Origin of the sequence: Streptomyces sp. NPDC029044 (genome assembly GCF_040637495.1) — a bacterium.
Lineage (GTDB): Bacteria > Actinomycetota > Actinomycetes > Streptomycetales > Streptomycetaceae > Streptomyces.
This window is the reverse complement of the sequence record NZ_JBEZWN010000007.1, coordinates 74936-98228: the sequence shown is the minus strand read 5'-3', so window position 1 is coordinate 98228 and position 23293 is coordinate 74936. Positions and strand designations below refer to the sequence as shown.

General features: G+C 72.0%; 22 protein-coding genes and 6 tRNA genes. 18 read left to right on the top strand and 10 right to left on the bottom strand.

Annotation, left to right across the window (positions count from 1 at the left end):
- Positions 1 to 53: 53 nt before the first annotated feature.
- From cobT to AB0E85_RS09155, 4 genes are all read left to right on the top strand, one after another.
- Positions 54 to 4283: a nicotinate-nucleotide--dimethylbenzimidazole phosphoribosyltransferase gene (cobT, locus tag AB0E85_RS09170; protein ID WP_361924216.1), complete on the top strand. Its 4230-nt coding sequence runs from the start codon at positions 54 to 56 to the stop codon at positions 4281 to 4283.
- A 183-nt stretch (positions 4284 to 4466) separates the two neighbouring features.
- Positions 4467 to 5708 carry a uroporphyrinogen-III C-methyltransferase gene (cobA, locus tag AB0E85_RS09165; protein WP_361924214.1) on the top strand — a complete coding sequence of 414 codons (1242 nt, stop codon included), beginning with the start codon at positions 4467 to 4469 and terminating at the stop codon, positions 5706 to 5708.
- 64 nt (positions 5709 to 5772) lie between these two features.
- Positions 5773 to 6585, top strand: a complete 813-nt coding sequence (locus AB0E85_RS09160) for an RNA methyltransferase (RefSeq protein WP_361924212.1) — start codon at positions 5773 to 5775, stop codon at positions 6583 to 6585.
- A gap of 9 nt (positions 6586 to 6594) precedes the next feature.
- Positions 6595 to 6987, top strand: coding sequence for an NUDIX domain-containing protein (locus AB0E85_RS09155; protein ID WP_361924210.1), 393 nt, complete (start codon positions 6595 to 6597; stop codon positions 6985 to 6987).
- Between the two features lie 35 nt (positions 6988 to 7022).
- Here the strand turns inward: AB0E85_RS09155 and AB0E85_RS09150 are convergent, their stop codons facing one another.
- Complete coding sequence (locus AB0E85_RS09150) at positions 7023 to 8480, bottom strand: protein kinase (protein WP_361924208.1); 1458 nt, start codon at positions 8478 to 8480, stop codon at positions 7023 to 7025.
- A gap of 195 nt (positions 8481 to 8675) precedes the next feature.
- On the opposite strand from AB0E85_RS09150, the gene AB0E85_RS09145 reads away from it, so the two are divergent.
- The 4 genes from AB0E85_RS09145 (at position 8676) to AB0E85_RS09130 (ending at position 10879) form a co-directional block, all read left to right on the top strand.
- Positions 8676 to 8915: a hypothetical protein gene (locus AB0E85_RS09145; RefSeq protein ID WP_361924206.1), complete on the top strand. Its 240-nt coding sequence runs from the start codon at positions 8676 to 8678 to the stop codon at positions 8913 to 8915.
- A gap of 234 nt (positions 8916 to 9149) precedes the next feature.
- Positions 9150 to 9359 (top strand): hypothetical protein, encoded by a 210-nt coding sequence (locus AB0E85_RS09140; protein WP_033309611.1) that lies wholly within the window; start codon positions 9150 to 9152, stop codon positions 9357 to 9359.
- Between the two features lie 200 nt (positions 9360 to 9559).
- The gene (locus AB0E85_RS09135; RefSeq protein WP_361924204.1) at positions 9560 to 10501 is read left to right on the top strand and encodes an aminoglycoside phosphotransferase family protein; all 942 of its coding nucleotides are present in this window, start codon (positions 9560 to 9562) and stop codon (positions 10499 to 10501) included.
- Positions 10502 to 10579: 78 nt separating this feature from the next.
- A complete protein-coding gene (locus AB0E85_RS09130) occupies positions 10580 to 10879 on the top strand; it encodes a zf-TFIIB domain-containing protein (protein ID WP_361924202.1) in 300 nt (99 codons plus the stop codon).
- Positions 10880 to 10933: 54 nt separating this feature from the next.
- Here AB0E85_RS09130 and AB0E85_RS09125 read toward each other — a convergent pair.
- The 5 genes from AB0E85_RS09125 to AB0E85_RS09105 all read right to left on the bottom strand — a co-directional run bounded on the left by AB0E85_RS09125 (position 10934) and on the right by AB0E85_RS09105 (position 11401).
- A tRNA-Val gene (locus AB0E85_RS09125) sits at positions 10934 to 11005 on the bottom strand.
- 43 nt (positions 11006 to 11048) lie between these two features.
- Positions 11049 to 11120: transfer RNA gene (locus AB0E85_RS09120), tRNA-Val, on the bottom strand.
- 24 nt (positions 11121 to 11144) lie between these two features.
- Positions 11145 to 11216, bottom strand: a tRNA-Val gene (locus tag AB0E85_RS09115).
- A gap of 1 nt (position 11217) precedes the next feature.
- Positions 11218 to 11291, bottom strand: a tRNA-Cys gene (locus AB0E85_RS09110).
- A gap of 37 nt (positions 11292 to 11328) precedes the next feature.
- Positions 11329 to 11401, bottom strand: a tRNA-Gly gene (locus tag AB0E85_RS09105).
- Between the two features lie 178 nt (positions 11402 to 11579).
- Between AB0E85_RS09105 and AB0E85_RS09100 the strand changes: the two genes are divergently transcribed.
- Genes AB0E85_RS09100 through AB0E85_RS09090 form a run of 3 tightly spaced genes read left to right on the top strand, consistent with a single transcriptional unit; the run spans position 11580 to position 14320 of the window.
- The gene (locus AB0E85_RS09100; protein WP_361924200.1) at positions 11580 to 12623 is read left to right on the top strand and encodes a chorismate-binding protein; all 1044 of its coding nucleotides are present in this window, start codon (positions 11580 to 11582) and stop codon (positions 12621 to 12623) included.
- On the top strand, positions 12620 to 13441 hold the full coding sequence (locus AB0E85_RS09095; protein WP_361924198.1) for an aminodeoxychorismate lyase: 822 nt from the start codon (positions 12620 to 12622) through the stop codon (positions 13439 to 13441). Before AB0E85_RS09100 ends, AB0E85_RS09095 begins: the two co-directional genes overlap by 4 nt.
- A gap of 54 nt (positions 13442 to 13495) precedes the next feature.
- A complete protein-coding gene (locus AB0E85_RS09090; RefSeq protein WP_361924196.1) occupies positions 13496 to 14320 on the top strand; it encodes a GNAT family N-acetyltransferase in 825 nt (274 codons plus the stop codon).
- A 31-nt stretch (positions 14321 to 14351) separates the two neighbouring features.
- Here AB0E85_RS09090 and AB0E85_RS09085 read toward each other — a convergent pair whose 3' ends face one another.
- Positions 14352 to 14876 (bottom strand): DsbA family protein, encoded by a 525-nt coding sequence (locus tag AB0E85_RS09085; RefSeq protein ID WP_361924194.1) that lies wholly within the window; start codon positions 14874 to 14876, stop codon positions 14352 to 14354.
- A gap of 175 nt (positions 14877 to 15051) precedes the next feature.
- Between AB0E85_RS09085 and AB0E85_RS09080 the strand changes: the two genes are divergently transcribed.
- On the top strand, positions 15052 to 15489 hold the full coding sequence (locus tag AB0E85_RS09080; RefSeq protein ID WP_361924192.1) for a hypothetical protein: 438 nt from the start codon (positions 15052 to 15054) through the stop codon (positions 15487 to 15489).
- A 156-nt stretch (positions 15490 to 15645) separates the two neighbouring features.
- The gene (locus AB0E85_RS09075; RefSeq protein ID WP_167345902.1) at positions 15646 to 15822 is read left to right on the top strand and encodes a hypothetical protein; all 177 of its coding nucleotides are present in this window, start codon (positions 15646 to 15648) and stop codon (positions 15820 to 15822) included.
- Positions 15823 to 15906: 84 nt separating this feature from the next.
- On the opposite strand, the gene AB0E85_RS09070 is transcribed toward AB0E85_RS09075, so the two are convergent.
- Entirely contained in the window at positions 15907 to 16467 is a 561-nt protein-coding gene (locus tag AB0E85_RS09070; RefSeq protein WP_184561686.1) for a CGNR zinc finger domain-containing protein, read from the bottom strand.
- A 367-nt stretch (positions 16468 to 16834) separates the two neighbouring features.
- Positions 16835 to 17248 carry an SsgA family sporulation/cell division regulator gene (locus AB0E85_RS09065; RefSeq protein ID WP_004002642.1) on the bottom strand — a complete coding sequence of 138 codons (414 nt, stop codon included), beginning with the start codon at positions 17246 to 17248 and terminating at the stop codon, positions 16835 to 16837.
- A 191-nt stretch (positions 17249 to 17439) separates the two neighbouring features.
- Here AB0E85_RS09065 and AB0E85_RS09060 point away from each other — a divergent pair, with 191 nt between their 5' ends.
- Positions 17440 to 17898 (top strand): TIGR02611 family protein, encoded by a 459-nt coding sequence (locus tag AB0E85_RS09060; RefSeq protein ID WP_361924189.1) that lies wholly within the window; start codon positions 17440 to 17442, stop codon positions 17896 to 17898.
- A gap of 46 nt (positions 17899 to 17944) precedes the next feature.
- Positions 17945 to 18016: transfer RNA gene (locus tag AB0E85_RS09055), tRNA-Val, on the top strand.
- Positions 18017 to 18931: 915 nt separating this feature from the next.
- On the opposite strand, the gene AB0E85_RS09050 is transcribed toward AB0E85_RS09055, so the two are convergent.
- The gene (locus AB0E85_RS09050) at positions 18932 to 19417 is read right to left on the bottom strand and encodes a hypothetical protein (RefSeq protein WP_361924187.1); all 486 of its coding nucleotides are present in this window, start codon (positions 19415 to 19417) and stop codon (positions 18932 to 18934) included.
- A gap of 656 nt (positions 19418 to 20073) precedes the next feature.
- Between AB0E85_RS09050 and AB0E85_RS09045 the strand changes: the two genes are divergently transcribed.
- From AB0E85_RS09045 to AB0E85_RS09035, 3 genes are read left to right on the top strand one after another with little or no spacing between them, the layout of a single operon-like run.
- Complete coding sequence (locus AB0E85_RS09045) at positions 20074 to 21363, top strand: extracellular solute-binding protein (protein ID WP_361924185.1); 1290 nt, start codon at positions 20074 to 20076, stop codon at positions 21361 to 21363.
- Entirely contained in the window at positions 21363 to 22370 is a 1008-nt protein-coding gene (locus AB0E85_RS09040; protein ID WP_361924183.1) for a sugar ABC transporter permease, read from the top strand. The genes AB0E85_RS09045 and AB0E85_RS09040 overlap by 1 nt, the downstream gene beginning before the upstream one ends.
- Complete coding sequence (locus tag AB0E85_RS09035; RefSeq protein ID WP_361924181.1) at positions 22367 to 23287, top strand: carbohydrate ABC transporter permease; 921 nt, start codon at positions 22367 to 22369, stop codon at positions 23285 to 23287. The genes AB0E85_RS09040 and AB0E85_RS09035 overlap by 4 nt, the downstream gene beginning before the upstream one ends.
- Positions 23288 to 23293: the final 6 nt, after the last annotated feature.

Genomic DNA, 23293 nt, shown 5'->3' with positions numbered 1-23293 from the left:
CCGTTCCGGGCGAGCAGGTCGTAGGAGCACTAACCGATGGGCGAGGGGTACGCATGACCGACACCGGCCAGGTCCCGGGCGAGGGACTGCCGGAGAGTGCAGGCATGGTGGAGCAGCCGGGCGCCCCCGCGCCCGGTGCGTACACCTACCTCTCCGAGACCACCGCCGAGACCGAGGACGAAGACCTGCTGCTGTTGCCGGGTGCCCAGGGCGCCTGGGGCAACGAGGTCCCTCCGCCCGCGCCGGAGCCGGTCATGGAGACCGTGCACCAGCCGGGTCCGCACGAGATCTCCGGCCGCGACAGCGGCTCGGTCGACCTCGGCGGCGTCCGTCTGCCCGACCCGCCGCCGATCCCGCCCATCACCCCGCGCCGGCCCCTGCACCTCGGCCCGCCCCTGCCCGACAGCTCCGCCAGCCCGGTCCGCTCCCTCGCCGACCGCGGCCCCGCCGACGCGCCCGTGCGCCAGCCGGCGCCGGCCGCAGCGGGCCCCGAGTACCTCGACGGCCCCCGCGCTCCCGAGGCGCCCACCCAGCCCGCCGCCCCCTGGGGCGTACCGGCCACGGCCCCGGCCCCGGTGAGCGCCGGGGCGGCGCCTGCGGAAACGGTTGTTCCGGCAGCGGTGCCGACCGCGGAACCGGCGGGCCCGGCCCCGGCGGTCGCGACGAGCGTGATGACGCAGACCAGCCACACGACACCTCCGGCACCGGCACCGGCACCGGCACCGGCCGAGGCCGCACAGGCCCCCGCCGCCGACCCCGTCGGCCCGGCCGAGGACCGAGCGGCCGAGGCCGAGGCCGAGGCCGAGGGCGGTCGGACGGCCGAGACCGGCCCCGCGGGTGCGGGCGTCGGTCCTGACGAAGCCCAAGTGGCCGCCGCGGAGCCGGTCATGCCCGTACAGGCGGCAGACCCCGCGGCTCCGGGCCTGGACGCGGCGGGCGACAGTGTGGCCGCCGCCCAGGCCGGGACCGTGGCCACCCCGGCAGCTGTCGTGGGGTCGGCCCCGGAACCCGGGCCCGCCATGAGCGGCGCTGCGCAGGGCGGTGCACCCGCTGGTGTTTCCCCGGAGCTTCCCGCGCCGGACGCCGCCACCGCACAGGCCCCGGCGGCGGTCGCCGAGCAGGCCTCCACACCCGCACCCGCTCCGGAGGCCGGTCAGGCCCCGGAAACGATCCCGTTCCCCGAGGCGGCCGCCGCCCCGGAGTCCGCCGTCGGCACTTCGCCCGAGGCCGGAGGTGGGGAGGCCCCCGCACAGGCACCGGACGCCGCCGCCGATGCGCCCGACGCAGCGGCCCCGGAAGCCGTCGCGCAGGTGCCGGCAGCGGCCGTTGCCCCCGAGGCCGCCGCACCGGACCCGGACACCCCCGCCCCCGGGGCCATCGCGGCGGAGCCGCAGGTCACCGCTGCGGAGGCTGCCCCTCAGCCCCCTGCGGCAACTGACGCCACGCCGGTCGCGGTCGCGCAGGAGCCCGGGGCGACGGCTCCGCAAGCCACCACTCCTGGTCCGGAAGCCCCCGGCCAGGCCACTGCCGCCCCGGCCACCGAGCCGATGGCCCAGGAGCCGGCCGCCCCGGCCACCGAGCAGGTCGCCCAGGAAACGCCCGCTCCGCCTGTGGAGCCGGTGGCCCAGGAGCCGGCCGCCCCGCCCGTCGACCCGGTAGCCCAGGAACCGGCCGCCCCGCCCGTCGACCCGGTAGCCCAGGAACCGGCGGCCCCACCTGCCGAGGTGGTCGGCCAAGAAGCGCCCGCGTCCGTTCCACCCGCCGAACCTGCCGCCGCCCCCGCCGAACCTGCCGCCGCCCCCGCCGAACCTGCTGCCGCCCCCGCCGAACCTGCCGCCGCCCCTGACCCGGAACCGGCGGCCGAGCCCGTCGCCACCCCCGACCTTGCCCCGGCTTCAGAGACCGTCACCGCTCAGGCCCCAGCCCCGGCTGAGGCCACGGACCCGGTAGCCCAGACTGCCGCGCCGGCAGCCGCGGACGCCGCCGCCGCTCCCGACTCGGTCACCCCGGAGACCGCCCCGGAGGCCACCACCCCGGCTCAGCCCTCCCCGGAACCGGCGCCCGCCGAGGCCGCCGCACCCACTCAAGCACCCTCGGCTCCCGAGGCACCTCCGGCCCCCGAGGCCCCCGTGCCCGCCCCCGTCCCCGAAGCGCCGGCCCAGGAGCAGGCCCCCGAACCGGTCGCAGCCACCCCCGTCGCCGAGGCCGTCGAGCCCGCCTCCGCCCCTCAGGGCGGCACCCCCGGCGGCCCGGCGCCCAGCGAGGACATCACCGTCGTACTCCCCGCCCCGGCCGCGGTGGAGCAAGCGGGGCAGGCCGGACAGGCCGGGCACCCCGTGCAGGGACCGCAGCGGTCCCAGCAGGCGGCCCCCGAGACGCCGGAGCCCCCCGCACCCGCGGCCACCGTCCCGGCTCCCCGCGACGGCGACGCCGAACTCGCCCAGAACGCCGACGACCTGGAGACGCGGGCCGCCGAACAGGAAGACATCGCCGACCAGGAACGCCGAGAAGAGAGTGCGGCCGCAGTGGCAGAAGCCCGACAGTCCACCGGCCCCGCGGCCCCCGGCTACGACCCCGCCGAGCGCGAGGCCGTCCTGAAGGTCATGCGCGAACGCCGCGACATCCGCAACGGCTTCCGCAGTGACCCCATCCCGCACGAGGTGCTGCTCCGTGTCCTGGAGGCCGCCCACCACGCGCCCTCCGTCGGCCACTCGCAGCCCTGGGACTTCGTCGTCATCCGCTCCGCCGACACCCGGCGCGCGATGCACGAGCTGGCCATGCGCCAGCGCGACGCCTATGCGAAGTCCCTCCCCAAGGGCCGGGCGAAGCAGTTCAAGGAACTGAAGATCGAGGCTATCCTCGACACGCCGGTGAACATCGTGGTCACCGCGGACCCGACCCGTGGCGGCCGGCACACCCTCGGGCGCCACACCCAGCCCCAGATGGCCCCGTACTCCGCTGCCCTGGCCGTGGAGAACCTGTGGCTCGCCGCCCGCGCCGAGGGACTCGGCGTCGGCTGGGTCAGCTTCTTCGACGAGCGCGAGATGGTCCGCGCCCTCGGCCTGCCCGAGCACCTGGAGATCATCGCCTATCTGTGCGTCGGCTACGTCGACGAGTTCCCGGACGAGCCCGAGCTGTTGCAGGCCGGCTGGTCCAAGCGCCGCCCGCTGTCCTGGGTCGTGCACGAAGAGACATACGGCCGCCGTGCCCTGCCCGGAGAGGAACCCCACGACCTGCTCGCCGAGACCGTCGCGCAGATCCGCCCGCTGGACGCCAAGGCGCTCGGCGAGGCGTGGGAGCGCCAGAAGCGTATGACCAAGCCGGCCGGTGCGCTGGGCATGCTGGAGATCATCTCCGCGCAGCTGTCGGGCCTGTCCCGCCAGTGCCCGCCGCCCATCCCGGAGCCCGCTGCCGTCGCGATCTTCGCGGGCGACCACGGCGTGCACGCCCAGGGCGTGACCCCCTGGCCGCAGGAGGTCACGGCTCAGATGGTGGCCAACTTCCTCGGCGGCGGGGCCGTCTGCAACGCCTTCGCCACCCAGGTCGGTGCCGAGGTCTGCATCGTGGACGTGGGCGTCGCCGCCGACCTGCCGGCCACCCCGGGCCTGCTGCCCCGCAAGATCCGGGCCGGCACGTCCGACATGACGACCGGCCCCTCGATGACCCGAGAGGAGGCCAGGCAGGCCATCGAGGTCGGCATCGAGACCGCCCGCGACCTGGTCGCCGCCGGCAACAAGGCGCTGCTGACCGGTGAGATGGGCATCGCGAACACCACCGCGTCCGCCGCCCTGATCTCCGTCTTCACGGGCGCTGACCCGGCCGAGGTGACGGGCCGGGGCACGGGCATCAACGACGAGACCCTCGCCCGCAAGACCGAGGTCGTGCGCCGCGCCCTGGAGCTCCACCAGCCGGACCCGGCCGACCCGATCGGTGTGCTCGCCGCGATCGGCGGTTTCGAGCACGCCGCCATCGTCGGCCTTCTCCTCGGCGGCGCCTCCCTGCGGACGCCGGTGATCCTGGACGGAGTCAGCGCCGGAGCCGCCGCCCTGGTCGCCCGCGCGATCGCCCCCGAGGTCCTGGCCGCGTGCATCGCGGGCCACCGCAGCGCCGAGCCGGGCCACGTCGCCGCCCTCAACAAGCTGGGCCTGCGTCCCCTGGTCGATCTCGACCTCCGGCTCGGTGAGGGCACCGGCGCCCTGCTCGCCCTCCCGCTGGTCCAGAGCACGGCCCGGGCGATGCACGAGGTGGCGACGTTCGATTCGGCGGGAGTGACCGAGAAGTAGGTTCCGCAGCCGACGTGCTGCCGTGGGCGGCCGTTCCTGTACGACGGAACGCCCGCCCACGGCCCACGCCCCGGCAGACGGTCGGGGTGCCCAGCCACTGGACCACCCGCGCCGCCCTCCCCCCTGCCCATTAAAATCCGCACGTCAGGGCATCGAACACCGCCGCAACAGGAGCCGCACCTCATGGCCGAACACCCCGCCTACCCCGTAGGCCTCCGCCTCACCGGCCGTCGCGTGGTCGTCCTCGGCGGCGGCCAGGTCGCCCAGCGCCGCCTGCCGGCATTGATCGCGGCGGGCGCGGACGTCCTCCTGGTGTCCCCCGAGGCCACCCCCTCGGTCGAGGCCATGGCGGACGCCGGCGAGATCACCTGGCACCGGCGCCCGTACGCGGAGGGCGACCTCGCGGACGCCTGGTACGCCCTCATCGCCACCAGCGACCCCGACGCCAACACCGCCGCCTCCGCCGAAGCCGATCGCCACCGCGTCTGGTGCGTCCGCTCCGACGACGCCGACCAGGCCACCGCCTGGACCCCGGCCACCGGTCACAGCGAAGGTGTCACGGTCGCCGTCCTCACCACCGACGCCAAGGGACGCGACCCCCGCCACACCGCCGCCATCCGCGACGCGGTCGTCGAGGGCCTGCGCGACGGCACGCTCGTCGCCCCGCACCACCGCACCCGCACCCCGGGCGTCGCCCTGGTCGGCGGCGGTCCCGGCGACCCGGACCTGATCACCGTGCGCGGCCGCCGTCTGCTCGCCGAGGCCGATGTGGTCATCACCGACCACCTCGGCCCGCGCGACCTGCTCGCCGAGCTGTCCCCGGGCGTCGAGGTGATCGACGCGGCCAAGCTGCCCTTCGGCAGGTTCATGGCCCAGGAGGCCATCAACGACGCCCTGATCGAGCACGCCCGCAAGGGCAAGTCGGTCGTCCGGCTGAAGGGCGGGGACCCCTTCGTCTACGGGCGCGGCATGGAGGAGGTCCAGGCCCTGGCCGAGGCCGGCATCCCGTGCACGGTCGTGCCCGGGATCTCCAGCTCCATCTCGGTCCCCGGCGCCGCCGGCATCCCGGTGACCCACCGGGGCGTCGCCCACGAGTTCACCGTGGTCAGCGGCCACATCGCCCCCGACGACGAGCGTTCCCTGGTCGACTGGCCGTCCCTCGCCAAGCTGACCGGCACGCTGGTGATCCTCATGGGCGTCAGCACGATCGGCAAGGTCGCCGAGACGCTCATCGCCCACGGCAAGTCCCCGGACGCACCCGTGGCCCTGGTCCAGGAAGGCACGACGGCCGGCCAGCGCCGCGTCGACGCCACGCTGGCGACGGTCGCCGAGACCGTGCGGACCGCGGACGTGAAGCCCCCGGCGGTCATCGTCATCGGCGAGGTCGTGACGGTTGGCCCCGAGGCCCCCGCGCCCCGAAAGTAACCCCGGGTAACACAACCCGTACCGAGCCGTTGGCACCGCACCCAGGACAAGGCAGTATCACCCTGTGGCCGATCTCATCACCGTCGAGGATCCCGACGACCCGCGTCTGCGCGACTACACCGGCCTGACCGACGTGGAGCTGCGCCGCAAGCGCGAACCCGCCGAGGGCCTGTTCATCGCCGAGGGCGAGAAGGTCATCAGAAGGGCCAAGGAAGCCGGCTACGAGATGCGGTCCATGCTGCTCTCCGCCAAGTGGGTCGACGTCATGCGCGACGTCATCGACGAACTCCCCGCCCCGGTCTACGCCGTCAGCCCGGAGCTGGCCGAGCAGGTCACCGGCTACCACGTGCACCGCGGCGCGCTCGCCTCCATGCAGCGCAAGCCCCTGCCCACCGCCGCCGACCTCCTGCGGACCACCCGCCGGGTCGTCATCATGGAGTCGGTCAACGACCACACCAACATCGGCGCCATCTTCCGCTCGGCCGCCGCCCTCGGCATGGACGCCGTCCTGCTCTCCCCGGACTGCGCCGACCCCCTCTACCGCCGCAGCGTGAAGGTCTCCATGGGCGCGGTCTTCTCCGTCCCCTACGCCCGCCTGGACACCTGGCCCAAGGGCCTGGAGTCGGTCCGCGAGGCGGGCTTCACCCTCCTCGCCCTCACCCCCGACGAGAAGGCCCGGCCCCTCGACGAGGCCGCCCCGCACACCATGGACCGCGTCGCCCTGATGCTCGGCGCGGAGGGCGACGGCCTGTCCACCCAGGCCCTGGTCGCCGCCGACGAATGGGTCCGCATCCCCATGTCCCACGGCGTCGACTCCCTCAACGTCGGCGCGGCGGCAGCGGTCGCCTTCTACGCCGTGGCCACCGGCCGGCCCTAGGGGCGGCAGGTGGAGCAGCGCGAGGCCGTCGTGGCCGTACTCCTGCGCGGTGAGCGCCTGCTCGCGATCCGGCGCGGCCCCGGGGTCGCCCGCCCCGGCTACTGGCAGCCGCTCAGCGGCAAGGTCGAGCCGGGCGAGACCCAGGAGCAGGCGGTCGTCCGGGAGGTCCGCGAGGAGGTCGGGCTCACCGTCGTACCGGAGGCGAAGGTCTGGGAGTCGGAGACCGACGACCACCGCTTCCGGCTCCACTGGTGGACCGCCCGCGCCGACTCGGGCGAGGTGGTCCCCGACCCGCACGAGGTCGCCGAGACCCGGTGGGTCACCCCGCAGCAGTTCCTGGCCCTGGACCCGGTCTTCGCCGGCGACCGGGAGTTCTTCGAGCGGATCCTGCCGGAACTCTGACGGCCTCGCCCGCCGGCGGGGCCGTCGTCACACGGCTAGAAGTCCCGTGGGTGGTCGTAACTCTGGACGCGCTCCTGCCGTGGCCCGCCCCCGTCGCCGCCGAGCCCCCGCGCCGGACCCTGACACCCCTGCACCAGGGCGATGCCGATCGCCACGAGGAGTGTCACGACGACGAACACGAACAGCCGCTGCCGCAGCAACCGGGGATTGGCGGGGCGCAGCCCGGTGCCCGTGCCGCGCGACGCCGGACGCCCGGTGCCGCTGTGCGGGGCGGGGCGGCTGCCGCTGCCCGATCGCGTCCCGTTGCGCCCGGTGGGCGTCGGCCGCGACCCGGACCGCGACGGGGTGCCGCCGCGCGGGCCGCCGGCGCCGCGCACCGGAGTCCTGCCGCGGTTTCCGCCCCCCGTCGACCGGTTCCCGCTCCCGCCCGGCCGGGCTCCGCCGCGCCCACCGGTCGCGCTCTGGGAGGCCGGGCCGTCCGGTGACGGATGCCCGTCCCGCGAGGGAGCCGACCCCCGCGGCGGGGGAGTGACCCGGCCCCGCTGCGCCCCGGACGCCCCGGCATTCTGCTGCCCCTGCGGACGCCGGGTGCGCTCGGGATAGGTGTCGGCGAGCCGCTCGGTGTCGGCACCGCGGGGCGCGGGCGGCCGGACACCGGCGAGGTCCTGGGACTCCCGGGCCGCGATCTCCTTGAGCCGCAACGACAGTTGGAGCGTGCTGGGCCGCTCCTCGGGGTCCTTCGCCAAGCACGCCCGGACGAGCGGGGCCAGCGCGTCGGGCACGCCGTGCAGCTGCGGCTCCTCGTGCACCACGCGGTACAGCATCACCTCGGAACTGCCGTGCCCGAAGGGCGAGTCGCCCATCGAGGAGTACGCGAGCGTGGCACCGAGCGAGAACACGTCCGTGGCCGGCGTGACGGCGGCCCCGCGCACCTGCTCCGGCGCCAGGAACCCCGGGGAGCCGACCGCCGTGCCGACGTGGGTGAGCGTCGAGGCGCCGGTCGCCCAGGCGATGCCGAAGTCGATGATCCGCGGCCCCTTGGGGGACAGCAGGATGTTGGACGGCTTCAGGTCCCGGTGCACCACGCCGGCCTCGTGCACCGCGACCAGGCCCTCCGACAGGGCGGCACCGACGGCCGCGACGTCGGCCGCGCCGAGCGGGCCCTCGGCCGCGACCTTGTCGTGCAGGGAGGGGCCGGGCACGTATTGGGTGGCGAACCAGGGGCGGTCCGCGTCGAGGTCGGCGGCCACCAGCCGGGCCGTGCAGCCACCGCGGATCCTCCGCGCCGCCGACACCTCACGGGCGAACCGCGAGCGGAACTCCTGATCCTCCGCCAGGTCGGGACGGATGACCTTGAGCGCGACCCGCTGCCCCTTCTTGTCGGAGCCCAGGTAGACCACGCCCATCCCGCCCGCGCCGAGCCGTCTGTGAAGCTTGAACGAGCCGACGACGCGCGGGTCCTCGCGCCTCAGGCGCATCATCGCCATGTTCATCCCCGCTGCCCGGTCCTGTGACGAGCCACAGCTTACGTTTCCACGGCCGCCCGCGCGCAGAGGCCGCGCCCTCTCAGGGTGATGGATTGTCAGTGGTGGGTGGGAGACTTGAAAGGTGGTCAGGGAGGGCGCGAAGAGGCGGACTTCGCGTGGTGAGTGATCCCAACCACCCGTCGCAGAAGGGGGATTGGTCCTGTGAAGGGTGATCGCGTGGAGATAGTCGTGGATGCGGGGGACACGACGCGCACGTACGAGGTGGTGGCGAGCAGGGCGGGCCGCAGGGTGGAGACGGCGGTCCGCCGAGGTGTCGTGGAAGTGAGCGAAGTCACCCGTAGCGGCACGGTCGTACGTACCGCCCGCTTCATGGCGAATCGGGTGCTGGCCCTGGTGGAGCAGCCGGTTCCGCGGGAGGAGAGCTCGGACGGGGCGGGGTGATCAGGTCGCCCCGTCGGGGAAGACCCTGAGACCCGCGTCCCCGTCTCCACCCAGGGGAGTACATCGCAGGTGGCGGCTCATCCTCCGGGAGGCCCGGCAATCGGTACGAGGGCATGACGCCGGGAGGGGCCCGGACCCCTAGATTTGAGGTCAAGCGGCGGGTGCAGCACTCGTCCCCCGAGGTCAGACGCCCGCCGCTGCAAACGACAACCGACACAGGTCAGGAGAGGGGCCATGGCCCAGACGGCTCCGCGGACGCTGCTCCGCGAGGAGGGACGCAAGGTGTACGCCGCCGCGTTCCGCCCCCGCCGCCAGGGCCGTCGCCACCCGCTGGTGGCGACCCTGATGGCCCTTCCCCTGGCGGTCCTGCTCCTCCTCGTCTTCGACGGGTGGGAGACAGTGGCCACACAGGCGTCGTCCGTGGGCGAGATGCTGGGGCGCTGAGCGGCGACCCCAGGCCCGGAAGAGCGGTCCGGGCGGGGACATCCCGACCATGAAACCCCGTGGGGACGGGGGTGCGGCGGACGGCACAAAATGCCGGCGCAGCTGGGGAGCTGCGCCGGCATTGCTTTTGTCCGGGCGCCGAGCACCCGGAACGGATCGGTCCCCCTCCACCGGGTCCCGTCTGCGCGTACTCTCACCCGGTGAACTCCGCCCCCGGTCCGCTGCTGGCCGGCCTCACCGCCCGGGCCCGAGCCGCCGCCCACGCCCGCACACCGGCCTGCCCCTGCGGCGCGGCCACACTCGCGGACCGCCCGGACGGCACCGTCGTACGCCATGCGGACACCGTCGCGAAGGCTCACCCCCTGGATGCGACCACCGCCGAGCTCACGAGCCGCCTCACCCTGGCCGCCCGCCGCCCCGGCATCCTTCTGCCCCCACTGGATCCCACCCCGGTCGACCTGCACGGCCGCCTGGTGACGTTCTGGCCGTACGGCACCCCGGTGGATCCCGACGACCCGGACTCCGCACCCTGGGAAGCCGCCGCCGCACTTCTCGCCCGCCTCCACCGCAGCCCGGCTCCGGAGGACCTGCCCGTCATGCGCGGCCCCGCCAAGGCGGCCCGGGCCGTCGCCCGGCTCCGCGAGGCCGGCCCGCACCCGGCGGTCGCACCGGTCCTGCGCGCCTGGGCCACCCTCCCGCCCTGGGCCCGGGCCGAGGCCCCGATGCCGCACACCGGCACCCTCTGCCACGGCGACCTCCACCTCGGCCAGCTCGTACGACACCCCGCCGCCGACGGGCCCTGGCTGCTGATCGACGTGGACGACCTCGGCGTCGGCGTCCCCGCCTGGGACCTCGCGCGGCCCGCCGCCTGGTACGCCTGCGGTCTGCTCCCGCCCGGCGAATGGACCCGGTTCCTCACCGCCTACCGGCAAGCCGGCGGTCCGGCCGTCCCCGCGGAGGGCGACCCCTGGCCCGCCCTCGACGTCCCCGCGCGTGCCCTCACCGCCCAGACCGCGGCCCGGGCCGTCGCCAAGGCGGTCGCGGCCGGCCGCCCGCTGGACGAGGTGGAGCAGTCGGTCGTGGACGCCTGTGACCGGATGGCCACCGTCCCGCCCCAGTCGGTGCAGGAGCACGCGAAGTAGGGTGCAACCGAGCACAGCGGGACAGAGTCTGTCCTGGCGAGATGTGAAGCAGGACCGACCGCCGAGGAGTTGAAGACCATGCAGTGTCCGAAGTGCCGTGCGCCGATGCACACGTACAACCGCAACGGTGTCCAGATCGAGCAGTGCAGCGGGTGCCGCGGGATCTTTCTCGACTACGGCGAGCTGGAGTCGCTAACCCGCCTGGAGGCCCAGTGGTCCCAGGCCGCCCCGCCGCCCCCGCCCGCCCCGCAGGCCTACCCCGCCCCTCCGGCCCCCGCATGGGGTGCTCCGCACGGCGGCCACGGTCATCACGGCCACCACGGTCACCACGGTCACCACCGCAACAAGAGCTTCGGCCACATGCTGTTCTCGTCCTGAGCCGTGACATCACAGGAGCCCCCGGCCGCGAACGGCCGGGGGCTCCTTGTGGTGTGGACGATACTGGGATTGAACCAGTGACCTCTTCCGTGTCAGGGAAGCGCTCTCCCGCTGAGCTAATCGTCCTCGGGACCATGACCACAGAGTGCAGCGGATCATGGGCACTGCGTGCGCGATACTGGGATTGAACCAGTGACCTCTTCCGTGTCAGGGAAGCGCTCTCCCGCTGAGCTAATCGCGCGGGTTGGGATCTTGAGGGATCCAGTGGACGATACTGGGATTGAACCAGTGACCTCTTCCGTGTCAGGGAAGCGCTCTCCCGCTGAGCTAATCGTCCTTGGAGGTGGAGACGGGATTTGAACCCGTGTAGACGGCTTTGCAGGCCGTTGCCTCGCCTCTCGGCCACTCCACCAGGAGTGTAGGGGACCGGGAAGCCCCCTCTTCCTTCGAGCGGACGACGAGGTTCGAACTCGCGACCTCAACCTTGGCAAGGTTGCGCTCTACCAACTGAGCTACGTCCGCCTGTCGTTTCGGTCCGCCCTCGCGGCCCGGCGACGTGTTGAACTCTAGCGGATTCCCGGGCCAGTACAAAAACGCGTTTGTGCAGCGTGCTGCGCTTCCCCTGCTCACGGACCTCACAGGACTTCCCGACAGGACGTCCCCCGGTCACCCGCGGGGCCCCCGCCATAGACTCGACTGCGTGCTCGACCTCCCTCCTCTCGCCCGCTTCGGCGACCGCGTCGCCACCGGGCTCCTCGACGTCACCGACGATCCCGAGGCCCTGGAGTCCAGCGGCTTCTGGGCCGTCTGTGCCGACTTCGAGGGCCGTCTGACCTGCGCCCGCTTCGCGGAGGTCCGGACGGCGGACGTGCCGGCGCCCGTGCCCGGCGCATGGCGGGGACCGGCCGCCGGTGACTGGACGTCCTCGCTCGACCGCGCCGCGTACACGGCCGCCGTCCGGCGGATCCGCGACCACATCGCGGCCGGTGAGGTCTACCAGGCGAACCTGTGCCGGGTGCTGTCCGCGCCCGTCACCCCCGGCGCCGACGTGGACGCCCTCACGGCACTGCTGGCCCGCGGCAACCCGGCGCCCTATGCAGGAACGATCCGCCTGCCCGGGCACGGCGTCGAGATCGCCACGGCCTCCCCCGAACTGTTCCTGCGGCGCGACGGCCGGGTCGTCACCTCCGGGCCGATCAAGGGCACCGGACGTACCGAGGCGGACCTGCTGGAGAAGGACTTCGCCGAGAACGTGATGATCGTGGACCTGGTCCGCAACGACATCGGACGGGTGTGCGCCACGGGCAGTGTGACGGTGCCCGACCTGTGCGCCGTCGAGAAGCACCCCGGGCTGGTCCACCTCGTCTCGACGGTCCGCGGTGAGCTGGCCGACGGGTCCGGCTGGGCCGAGCTGCTCGGCGCCGCCTTCCCGCCCGGCTCGGTCACGGGCGCGCCCAAGTCCAGCGCCCTGCGGATCATCGACGCGCTGGAGACGGCACCCCGGGGGCCGTACTGCGGCGGGATCGGCTGGGTCGACGCCGACCGGGGAACCGGAGAGCTGGCCGTCGGCATCCGCACCTTCTGGATCGACCGGGCGGACGGCGCGCTGCGCTTCGGCACCGGCGCCGGCATCACCTGGGGCTCCGATCCCGAGGGGGAGTGGCGGGAGACCGAGCTGAAGGCCGCCCGGCTGCTCGCGATAGCGTCGGGAGCGTACGAGGTGAGTGGAGAGGACCTGACGTGAAGATCTGGCTCGACGGCGGGTTGCAGGACACCGGGTCCGCCCGCGTCTCCGTCTTCGACCACGGGCTGACCGTGGGCGACGGCGTCTTCGAGACGGTCAAGGCCGTGCACGGCCGGCCGTTCGCGCTCACCCGGCACCTCGACCGTCTGACCCGCTCCGCGCGCGGCCTCGGCCTGCCGGACCCGGACCACGACGAGGTGCGCCGCGCCTGCGCCGCCGTCCTGGACGCCAACCCCGCACCGCTCGGCCGCCTCCGCATCACCTACACCGGCGGCCACGGCCCCCTCGGATCCGACCGCGGCAAGCACGGCCCGACCCTCGTCGTCGCCCTCGGCGAGACGACCCGCCGCCCCGACTCCACCGCCGTGATCACGGTCCCCTGGACCCGCAACGAGCGCGGCGCCCTCACCGGCCTCAAGACCACTTCGTACGCCGAGAACGTCGTCGCCCTCGCCCGGGCCCGCGAACTGGGTGCGTCCGAGGCCCTGTTCGGCAACACGGTCGGCCAGCTGTGCGAGGGCACCGGGTCCAACGTGTTCGTCGTCCTCGACGGCGAGATCCACACCCCGCCGCTCGCCTCCGGCTGTCTCGCGGGCATCACGCGTGCCCTCGCGGCCGAATGGGCCGGCGCCCGGGAGACCGACCTGCCGCTCGACGTCCTGGAGCGGGCCGACGAGGTCTTCCTGACGTCCACCCTGCGGGACGTGCAGGCCGTGCACCGCGTCGACGGACGCGAGCTGCCCGGCGCGCCCGGCCCGGTGACCGCCAAGGCCATGCGGATCTTCGAGGAGCGGGCCGGACACGACCTCGACCCCTGACAGTCCCCGGAAATTCGGCTGAACAGTGCCGTGGTTGCGGGTAGAACACCCCTGATGACCACGACCCTGCGGCCGACCGAGCCGCTTCAGCAGAAGGCCGACGGGACGCGCTCGCGCCGCTACCAGGTCTGTGTGAACAGCCGTCCCGTGGGGGCGATACGTCTCGACACGCATCCCGTGTTCGGTACCGCGGTGGCCCGGATCACGAAGCTGCACATCGACGAAGCGGACCGCAGGCGGGGCCGGGGCACGGTCGCCGCGCTCGCCGCCGAGGAGGTGGCGCGCGGCTGGGGGTGCCGTCGCATCGAGGCCGTGGTCCCCGCCGCGTCCGAGGCCGGACTCCGGCTCGCCACGGCGCTCGGCTACGTCGTCCGCAACCGCGGCATGGAGAAGCAGCTCGGCGACACCCCGCCCCAACTGCCGGAGGGCAGCCGCGCCCGGCCCATGACCGAGGCGGAGTTCGGCCCCTGGCTGGAGAAGGGCAAGGCGGACTACGCGCGCAGCTGGATCGACCGGGGCGTCCCGGAGGCCGAGGCCCGGGTCAAGTCGGAGCGTGACCACGCGACCCTGCTGCCCGACGGCCTCGCCACCCCGGGCATGCTCATCAGCGTCGTCGAACACCTGGGGACGCCCGTGGGAACGCTGTGGCTCGCGGTGCGCGAGAGCAACGCCTTCGTCTTCGACGTCGAGACCGACGCCGCCCACCGCGGGCAGGGCCACGGCCGCACCCTGATGCTGCTGGCCGAGGCACAGACCATCGCCGAGGGCAGGCGGACCCTCGGCCTCAACGTCTTCGCGGGCAACACCCCGGCGGAACGGCTCTACGCCTCACTCGGCTACGAGACCGAGCGGTACGCCCTGTACAAACCGCTGCTGTAGCGGCCCGGGAGCCGACGCCGGGTGAGGGGGATCAGTGCTCCTGCCCGGCCAGCAGCCGGTCCGCGATCTCCTCGATCCGCTCGCGCAGCCCCTCCTGGCTCTTGCCGCCGTCGAGCCGCTCCCCGCCGATGACGTACGTCGGGGTGCCCGTCACACCGATCGCCTTGCCCTCGGCCTGGTCGGCGTCCACGATCAGGATGTGCCGGCCGTCGATCAGCGCGGTGTCGAACTCCTCGGCGTCCAGGCCCAGTTCGCGGGCCACCTCGACCAGGAAGGGTTCTCCCTTACGGGCCAGCTCCTCGACCCGCCCCAGCAGGGCCTCGGTGTACGGCCACCCCCGGCCCTGCTCCCAGGCCTCCTCCGCGGCCTGCGCGGCGGCGAAGGCGTGCTTGTTCTTCTCCAGCGGGAAGTGCCGCAGCCGCAGCTCCAGTCGGTCGCCGTAGCGGGCGCGCAGGGCACGGAGATCGTCCAGCGCGGTACGGCAGTCCGGGCACTGGAGGTCGCACCAGACCTCGAGGACGGGGGCGGCGGAACGGTCGGAGGAGGAGTCGCTCATGCCGACAGTCTCCCAGCAGCCGCGGCCAGGGGCGCAGCCCGCACCGGCACCCGCGGAGGAGGTGACCCGGAGATGTCCCTGATGTCGGGCCGGAACATGGCCCGCCGGGGTGCAGCGGGTGCAGGATGGAAGAGACCAAGGGCCCCGCCCGACCGCGCCACGCCTGGAGGACCGGATGATTGCCGAGACCGTCTGCTCCGCCGTGTCCGCGGCAGGCCTGGGGATTGCGATCGTCACGGCGTACCGCAAGCGCTACCTCGCCGCGGTCCGTATCGCGGCCTACTCCCTCGTCCCGATCGGCCTCGTGATGACGGGGGTCGTCGAGTGGCTGGCCGACACCGCGTTCAGCCCGACGGCCTGGGCCGGGTTCGGAGTGCTCGGCCTCGCCTGGGTGCTCTTCATGACCACACGAGCCGTGGAGCGCCGTCGCGGCGGCACCCGCAAGGAGCGCAGGGCGGCGGCTCGCGCCGCAGACCGGCCCGACACGGTTGGCCCCGCCGCCTCGGCACCTGCCCTGGGCCACGGCGCCCGTCCGGCGGCCAAGCCGGCGCCGGCGTCCCGCGACGACGACTTCAGCGACATCGAGGCCATCCTCAAGAAGCACGGCATATGACGGCAGCCCCGCCAGAGGCCGAATCGTCACAGTGGGTCCGCCGGTGCGCGGAAGTGATCACAACCCGAACCGGACCTCGCGGAATCGGTGCACTCCCGCACGGAACGAGGCCGCTGATCGCGCCCGGCTGGGCGACTGCGTCATCATCGCCGCGAGATGCTGGACACGACGAAACAGAGCGACCCCGCACCGCCGCAGGACGAGCCACATCCTCGGCAGGACGAGCCACGTGGTTGCCTCTTCGCCCTCTCCCAACCACCGTTGATGATCTTCCTGGCGGTGATCGGGAGTCTGCTGCTCATGGCCTCGTTGCACGATCTGCTGCTGCTGTGAGCCTGACCCGCGGTACCCGGCGTCACCCGCCGGGGCCGCGTCGGCATCGACATCCTCACCCGGCCCCGCGGCCGGCGCCGGGCGTCAGCCCGCCGCCTCCTTGCGGCGCGCCCGGTAGGCGGCCACGTGCAGGCGGTTTCCGCACGTGCGGCTGTCGCAGTACCGCCGCGAGCGGTTGCGGGACAGGTCAACGAAGGCGCGCCGGCAGTCCGGGGCCTCGCACCGCCGCAGCCGCTCCTGTTCGCCGGCGACCACGAAGAACGCCAGCGCCATCCCGCAGTCGGCGGCCAGATGATCGGCGACGGAGGCGCCGGGTGCGAAGTAGTGGACATGCCAGTCGTAGCCGTCGTGGTCCGTGAGCCGGGGCGTGGTGCCGGCCGCCGCGACCAGCTCGTTGATCTGCCCGGCCGCGGCCCGGGCGTCCGGGGCGGCGAAGACGGCGGCGAAGCGCCCGCGGATCTTGCGCACCGCCGAGAGGTCGAAGTCCGAGAGCACCCCGACATCGCTGATCTCGTGGTTCCGCACGAAGTCCGCGAGGGTCGCCACGTCCGGCAGCCCGTCCGGCGCCGTGTCGTCCTCCGGTGCGGTGTTCACCAGATCGACCACGGTGTCGAGGGCGCACCGGGTGTCGTGGGTGATCAGCACGATTCGCTCCCTGGCCTGAGGGTCGGGCGGGCGCCCGCCGATGCTGGCCGATGGTAACGGCTCCACCTCCGCCGGACCGCCTCATGCCCGCACATGGCTTCGAATACAACGCCTGCCGGCCCGCCCGGGTTCCCCGTACGGCGCGACATCGGCGGAGGGGCACCGCCGACGGGCCGCCGAGGCGGGCCGTCGGGGGAGGGGCTTCGCGGGCGGGCCCTGGGGGAGGGGCATCACGGGCTCCCACGCGAACCGGCGCCGTACCGCGTGATCCGCGGTGCCGGCGCCGGTGTCATCCCGTATGCGGTTGTCCGGGCCCGAGCCGTCTCCCCGAGTCGACGGCGCCGGGCGGCTTTGAGAGGGCCTCGCCCTAGCTTTCCGCCAGGATGTGCGAGAGCTCCTGGTCGAGGTCGAAGTGCCGGTGTTCCGTGCCGGGCGGCACGGCGGCGTCGGTCCGCTTCAAAAAGGACTCCAGGGCCCGTGCCGGGGCCTCCAGCAGGGCCTCGCCCTCCGGCGAGCTCAGGGCGATGCACACGACGCCCTGGCCGTGACTGCGCGACGGCCAGACGCGGACGTCGCCGGTGCCCGTAGGGCGGTGAAGTCCCTCGGCGAGGAGGTCGCGGGCGAACACCCACTCGACGGTTTCCTCGGCTCCGGTGTGGAAGGTGGCGTGCACGGCGTAGGGGTCGGCCGTGTCGTACCGCAGGCCTGCGGGGACAGGCAGGGAGGACTCGCTCGACACAACGAGGCGCAGGTGCAGCTCGCAGCTGACCGTGGTGTTCATAAGCGCCAGGGCCTTTCGCTCAGTGTGCGCTCGGGGATTCGCACGTCGGCGAAATCGACATGCCACCTACGGTGCCGTTGTAAACCCCTCTGAGTGTTTTGCGTGCCTTTACGTAACTCTTCCGGCCGAGGGATCGTTCGCTTCCTGCGTCCATTCCGGTGACTGGTTTCGCTCGGGTAGTGTTTCCCCGTATGAATACGGGGAGTAACGAGCCGGGCGAGGTGGCCGTGGCGTCGAACGAGACGGGGACCGGCGAGGCACACGGCGAGCAGCATCGCGGGCTCGGCTCGCGTGCGCCGGAGTTCATCAAGGCCCGCCGGGCGCTGCACCTCAGCTGGCAGGTCGGCGTCTTCATCATCGGCCTCGCGGTCGTCGTGACCGGCATCATCATGCTGCCCCTGCCCGGACCGGGGTGGGTCGTGATCTTCGGCGGCATGGCGATCTGGGCGACGGAGTTCGTCTGGGCCCAGCTGGTGCTGCGCTGGACCAAGCGGAAGGTCACCGAGGCGGCGCAGCGCGCCCTCGATCCCAAGGTGCGGCGCCGCAACATCATCCTGACGTCGATCGGGCTGGTGATCTTCGGCGTACTGGCCGGCATCTACCTCTGGAAGTTCGGCATCACGATGCCGTGGAAGATCAAGGACCAGTGAGCGTCACAGGCACCCGCTGACATGGGGTAATGTTCTTCCTGCGTCCGGGCGATTAGCTCAGTGGGAGAGCGCTTCGTTCACACCGAAGAGGTCACTGGTTCGAACCCAGTATCGCCCACCTGGACCGGCGGCCCATCTGCGATTACGCAGGTGGGCCGCCGTTGTTGTATGGGGCAGCTGCGCTTGTGCGGCGCCCGCCGGGGTGGGTCCGCCGCGCGGGAGCGGCCGTACGACGGCTTCTGTGCCTGGCTGCCGAGCTCTCTGTGTTCGGGGCTGAGACTCGCGAGCCCGGGACGGCTGAATCGCACCGAGCTGGGTGTGCGGCTGCCGCTGTCGTCGGGCCTGCCGCACCGGCCGCTGATGGCCGGCATTTGCCCCGAGTGGGGCGTCCGAGGCAGCCGTGGCTGGCGATCACCTCGGGCCGAACCTCCGCAGGGTCCGCCTCTGGTGGGAGCCTCACGCACTGCTGCACACCGAGCCGGGCGGCTAGCGCCAATGCCGCCACGAACCGGGTAGGCCGGAAGTCCACGCTCGTCGGCCGGGCGAGCTGGAGCATCCGTCGAGCCGAGCCCACTGGTGGCGAAATTCCGCCGTCGGGCAAGTTCGGGCCGGTACTCGCCATGGCCCGGGCATGCCAGGAAACTCCTCGGCCGAACCACTCGCGCCGTCGCCGCTGTCAGCGGTCGGCTCGGGCGCGATTTCGAGCTCCCGGACCGGCAGGGTCGCTACCTACCCGGGCCAGCGTTGCCCGTCGAACCGTCCGCGCCCTCGGGAGTCGGGCTGATGGTGAGATCCCGCCAGGCCACGCAGGGTTACGTGCCCGGGTCCGGGCTGCCTCACCGGTGACCCGTCGAGCCGCTCACCCGCCGGGAGCCGACGGACCCTAGATCCCGCGCTCCCAGCCAGGCAAGGGCGTACCCGCGCCGTGCAGGGCACGTCACGCCCCTCCCTCCGGACCGCTCGCGCCCGGCGAGCCGGCTGTCCGACGAGATCCAGCCCTCCACCTTCTACGAACCGCAGCCGTCGGCCGCGGTCACCTGACCTGCGGGTCTGCGAGGAGAACGACTCGATCGGCCTCGACGTCGAAGCCGAGCACCGGATGGCCGGAGTCGCCTTCTGGGTCCATCAGCACCGGCTTGCCCAGCCGCCGCCCGATCTCCCGAAGGAAGCCGCAGAACACATCAAATCGCTCCTGGCCCTGTAACTCCCGCAGGTCGACGTCAAAGTCGACTTCATCGTCGGCATGGAAACGGAAGATCGCCACCACATCGGCAGCCGGCCAGACCCGCAGCTCCGGGCACTCGGCATCCGCCGGACGGGACAGCACGGCCTCCGCCCGAGGCATCGGAAGCACCCTCTCCCCCTCGGAGTACTGGCACTTCCAGCCCTTCTCCAGAACAAGATCGAGGACCGCCTGCCAGTCCTCCACCGAGGCATTCGGGACACGCACGTCCGGCAACGACCCCATCAAATCCGGGTCGAAGAAGCACTTCACGTCATCCCACAGCAGATCAGCCACCCCGCCATGCTGCCCCGGCTCACCAACCCACCGCACCCCCGTTTCCCTTGACCAAAGACATAGGGGCACTCCCCATCCAGCCTCCGGCCACCGAGTCCTGGACGTCAGGCTTCTCCGTCGCCCCGGACGGTCACCGGATCCCGGGTAGTGAACCTCCCACGCCGCCGCTTCGGTCAGTCGTACTGATCACCCCGACCCGGACACCAACCCACCCGTGCCGAGTCGTACATACCCCCGTCACTCCCAGTCGCGGTCACCCCCGCCAACCCACCCCGCAAAACCCCTCACCCCACGCCCGCATGGCCAAATCCGACCCCCGCGCCCCCAACGCCCCTCCTCCCGACGCCACATGGCCGAATCCGATCCCCTCCCGTCGTAACCCCTTCCCCCCACACCACCGTCGTCTTTCGGTCGCGCCCGGATTCAACCCAACTCACCCCTCTCCGTTCGGCGCTTCGGACGCACGGCCGTCACCAGGGACGTCGTCCGGCCCCGCTTCCAGCCCCGCCACCTTGGTCCGCCCCGCCGCCCGCCCCGTCGGTAAGAAATTCTTGTCCGAATCATTGACGCACCCTCAGCCCCTCCGTACCTTGTGCCAGCAAGCGCTTACTTGAAACGATTCATGCGAGCGGGACGACGTGCGGGGAGGTCCAACCGTGGTGAACGGCGGGAATGTTGAGAGACGTACCATCCTGAAGGCGGCCGGTGCCACGGCAGCCACGCTGGGGCTGGCCGCGACGACCGGCTGCGGTGGTGACGGAGGGACCTCCGCGGACGGGACGGTGACGATCCGTTACGCGTGGTGGGGTGCGGAGGACCGTGCCCAGCGAATCAACAAGACCATCGCGCTCTTCGAGAAGAAGTACCCGAAGATCAAGGTGAAAACGGACTTCCAGCCTTATCTCGACTTCTGGAAGAAGTTCAACACCCAGGCTTCCGGGGGAAATCCGCCGGACGTGTTCCAGAATGCGATCGGCTTCCTCCGCAAATACGACGCCAAGAACGTGCTGCTGGATCTGAGCGAGCAGGCGAAGGCGGGCAACCTCCGGATGGAGGGATTCCGCGCGGGCCTGGAGAAGTTCGGCGAGATCGACGGCAAGCTCCTGGGCGTTCCGGTGGGCTCGAACTCCATGGCCCTGGTCATCGACAAGCCCGTCTACACCCGCGCCGGCGTCAAGCCCGAGCAGGGCTGGACCTGGGACGACTTCGACGCCGCGATGAAGAAGATCCGCGACAAGACCGGCCGCGCCGGAGACAGCGGCATGTACGGCGTCATGTACCTCTACGACCTGTACCTGCGGCAGAACGGCAAGGCCTTCTTCACCGAGGAGGGGCTCGGCTTCACCGAGTCGGATCTGACGGACTGGTGGACGAAGGCCGAGAAGGGCGTCAAGGACGGCCTCTACGCCGACGCCAAGAAGGTCGCCCAGATCAAGCCCAAGTCGGCGGTCGCGGCCGAGCTCGCTGGTGGCGAGTTCACCTGGGACAACTTCACCGTCCGCTACACCTCCGAGGGCAAGAGCGAGTACGGCCTGGCTCCCATCCCGACCACGGACGGCAAGAAGACCGGCCAGTACCTCGGCTCGCTCATGCTGAGTGCCTCCAAGCGCACCCAGCACCCCAAGGAAGTCGCCCAGTTCATCGACTTCATGGTGCACGACCCCGAGGTAGCCAAGATCATGGGCTACGACCGCGGTGTGCCCGCGACCCAGGCCCAGTACGACGCCTACAAGCCGACCGACGAGGTCAACAAGGCGATAGCCGCCTATGAGGAGTCCCTCGTCAAGGCCGGAGTCCTGGAGCCCATCACACCGCACCCGAACGGCGCGGACATCTGCGAGTCCGCGTTCCTGCGCATCGCCGAGGAACTCGCCCTGGGCAAGCGGTCGGTGGACGAGGCCGTCAAGCAGTTCTTCACCGAGTCGAAGACGGCTCTCGGCACCTGATGGGAACCACCGTGACACACGCCCCTGCGATGGAGGACCTGCCCCAGGGCAAGGGCTCCGAGCTGCGGCACGGTCCGGTGGACTCCCCGCGCCCCGCTGCCCTCAAGCGGCGGCGGCGCCGGGAGAACCTGGCCGGCTATCTCTTCATGTCCCCGTGGATCGCCGGGTTCCTGCTCCTGACCGCGGGTCCGATGATCGCCTCGCTCTACTTCGCCTTCACCGACTACAACCTGTTCGACGCCCCCCAGTGGATCGGTCTCGACAACTTCTCCGAGATGTTCGGCGATCCGCGCTGGCGCCACTCGGTGCAGGTGACGCTCTGGTACGTCGCCGTCGGCACGCCGCTGAAGCTGCTCGCCGCCCTCGGTGTGGCGCTGCTGCTCGCCCAGAGCCGGCGCGGGCAGGCCTTCTACCGGGCCGCCTTCTACGCGCCGTCGCTCATCGGCGCGAGCGTCTCCGTCGCGATCGTGTGGAAGGCGATCTTCTCGGACGACGCGGTCGTGGACCGCACCCAGAAGATCTTCGGGATCGACGTCGGCGGCTGGACCGGCGACCCGGACATGATCATCTACAGCCTGGTGGCGCTCACCGTCTGGCAGTTCGGCGCCCCCATGGTCATCTTCCTGGCCGGCCTCAAGCAGGTCCCGCGTGAGCTGTACGAGGCGGCCGAGGTCGACGGGGCCGGCAAGATGCGGCGGTTCTGGAACATCACGCTGCCGATGATCTCCCCCGTCCTCTTCTTCAACGTCCTGCTGGAGACGATCCACTCCTTCCAGATCTTCAGCTCGGCGTACATCGTGGGCGGCGGCGCCGGCGGCAACGCCTGTGGTCCCGCCGACGGTTCGATGGTCTACACCTGCTACCTCTACGTCCAGGGCTTCGAGAACAGCCGGATGGGGCTGGCCTCCGCCATGGCCTGGATGCTGCTCGTCGCGGTCGCCCTGGTGACGGCGGTGCTGTTCTGGTCCCAGAAGCGCTGGGTGCACTACGAGGAGGGCGCCCGATGAGTTCCCCCAATGTCTCGACTTCGCTCGATCCGGGGGCACCCCCATCGGTCACCGGCGTCACCCCGCGAGGGGGCGCACTGCGGCACAAGCTGCCTAGCTCCCTCGCCTGGCACCTAGGATCCCTGCTGATCCTCGCGGTGATCCTGTACCCGGTGATCTGGGTGGTCGGCGGGTCCTTCAAGAAGAGCGAGGACATCGTCGGCAGCCTGGACCTCTTCCCGGGGAACCCGGTCGTCGACAACTACAAGAGCCTCGCCGACGGCATCGCCGACATCTCGATCTCCACGTTCTTCCTCAACTCGCTGTTCCTGGCGGTCGGTTCGGTCGTCGGCATCCTGGTGTCCTGCTCGCTGACCGCCTACGCCTTCGCGAGGATCAGGTTCGCCGGCCGCAACCTGCTGTTCACGCTGATGATCGGGACGCTCCTGCTGCCGTACCACGTGCTGCTGATCCCGCAGTACGTGCTGTTCCGCAACATGGAGATGATCAACACCTACACGCCGCTGCTGCTCGGGAAGTACCTGGCCACCGAGGCGTTCTTCGTCTTCCTGATGGTGCAGTTCATGCGCAACATGCCCAGGGAACTGGACGAGGCGGCCCGCCTCGACGGCTGCGGGCACCTCCGCATCTACTGGTCGATCGTCCTGCCGCTGAGCCGGCCGGCCCTGATCACCAGTGCGATCTTCACCTTCATCAACTCCTGGAACGACTTCATGGGCCCGCTGATCTACCTCAACGAGCCCGACAAGTACACGGTCTCGCTCGGTCTGAAGATGTTCGTCGACCAGGAAGGGCTGGCCAACTACGGCGGCATGATCGCCATGTCGCTGGTGGCGCTGCTGCCGGTGCTCGCCTTCTTCCTCGCCTTCCAGCGGTATCTGATCGACGGCATGGCCACATCGGGTCTGAAGGGCTGAGGCGGG

What these genes read in the sequence shown, in the direction of transcription:
- AB0E85_RS09085 (WP_361924194.1), bottom strand. Translation starts at nt 14,876, where the DNA reads ATGAGCGACTCCTCCTCCGACCGTTCCGCCGCCCCCGTCCTCGAGGTC.
- AB0E85_RS09080 (WP_361924192.1), top strand. Translation starts at nt 15,052, where the DNA reads ATGATTGCCGAGACCGTCTGCTCCGCCGTGTCCGCGGCAGGCCTGGGG.
- AB0E85_RS09075 (WP_167345902.1), top strand. Translation starts at nt 15,646, where the DNA reads ATGCTGGACACGACGAAACAGAGCGACCCCGCACCGCCGCAGGACGAG.
- AB0E85_RS09035 (WP_361924181.1), top strand. Translation starts at nt 22,367, where the DNA reads ATGAGTTCCCCCAATGTCTCGACTTCGCTCGATCCGGGGGCACCCCCA.
- cobT (WP_361924216.1), top strand. Translation starts at nt 54, where the DNA reads ATGACCGACACCGGCCAGGTCCCGGGCGAGGGACTGCCGGAGAGTGCA.
- AB0E85_RS09090 (WP_361924196.1), top strand. Translation starts at nt 13,496, where the DNA reads ATGACCACGACCCTGCGGCCGACCGAGCCGCTTCAGCAGAAGGCCGAC.
- AB0E85_RS09065 (WP_004002642.1), bottom strand. Translation starts at nt 17,248, where the DNA reads ATGAACACCACGGTCAGCTGCGAGCTGCACCTGCGCCTCGTTGTGTCG.
- cobA (WP_361924214.1), top strand. Translation starts at nt 4,467, where the DNA reads ATGGCCGAACACCCCGCCTACCCCGTAGGCCTCCGCCTCACCGGCCGT.
- AB0E85_RS09130 (WP_361924202.1), top strand. Translation starts at nt 10,580, where the DNA reads ATGCAGTGTCCGAAGTGCCGTGCGCCGATGCACACGTACAACCGCAAC.
- AB0E85_RS09140 (WP_033309611.1), top strand. Translation starts at nt 9,150, where the DNA reads ATGGCCCAGACGGCTCCGCGGACGCTGCTCCGCGAGGAGGGACGCAAG.
- AB0E85_RS09150 (WP_361924208.1), bottom strand. Translation starts at nt 8,480, where the DNA reads ATGAACATGGCGATGATGCGCCTGAGGCGCGAGGACCCGCGCGTCGTC.
- AB0E85_RS09060 (WP_361924189.1), top strand. Translation starts at nt 17,440, where the DNA reads ATGAATACGGGGAGTAACGAGCCGGGCGAGGTGGCCGTGGCGTCGAAC.
- AB0E85_RS09040 (WP_361924183.1), top strand. Translation starts at nt 21,363, where the DNA reads ATGGGAACCACCGTGACACACGCCCCTGCGATGGAGGACCTGCCCCAG.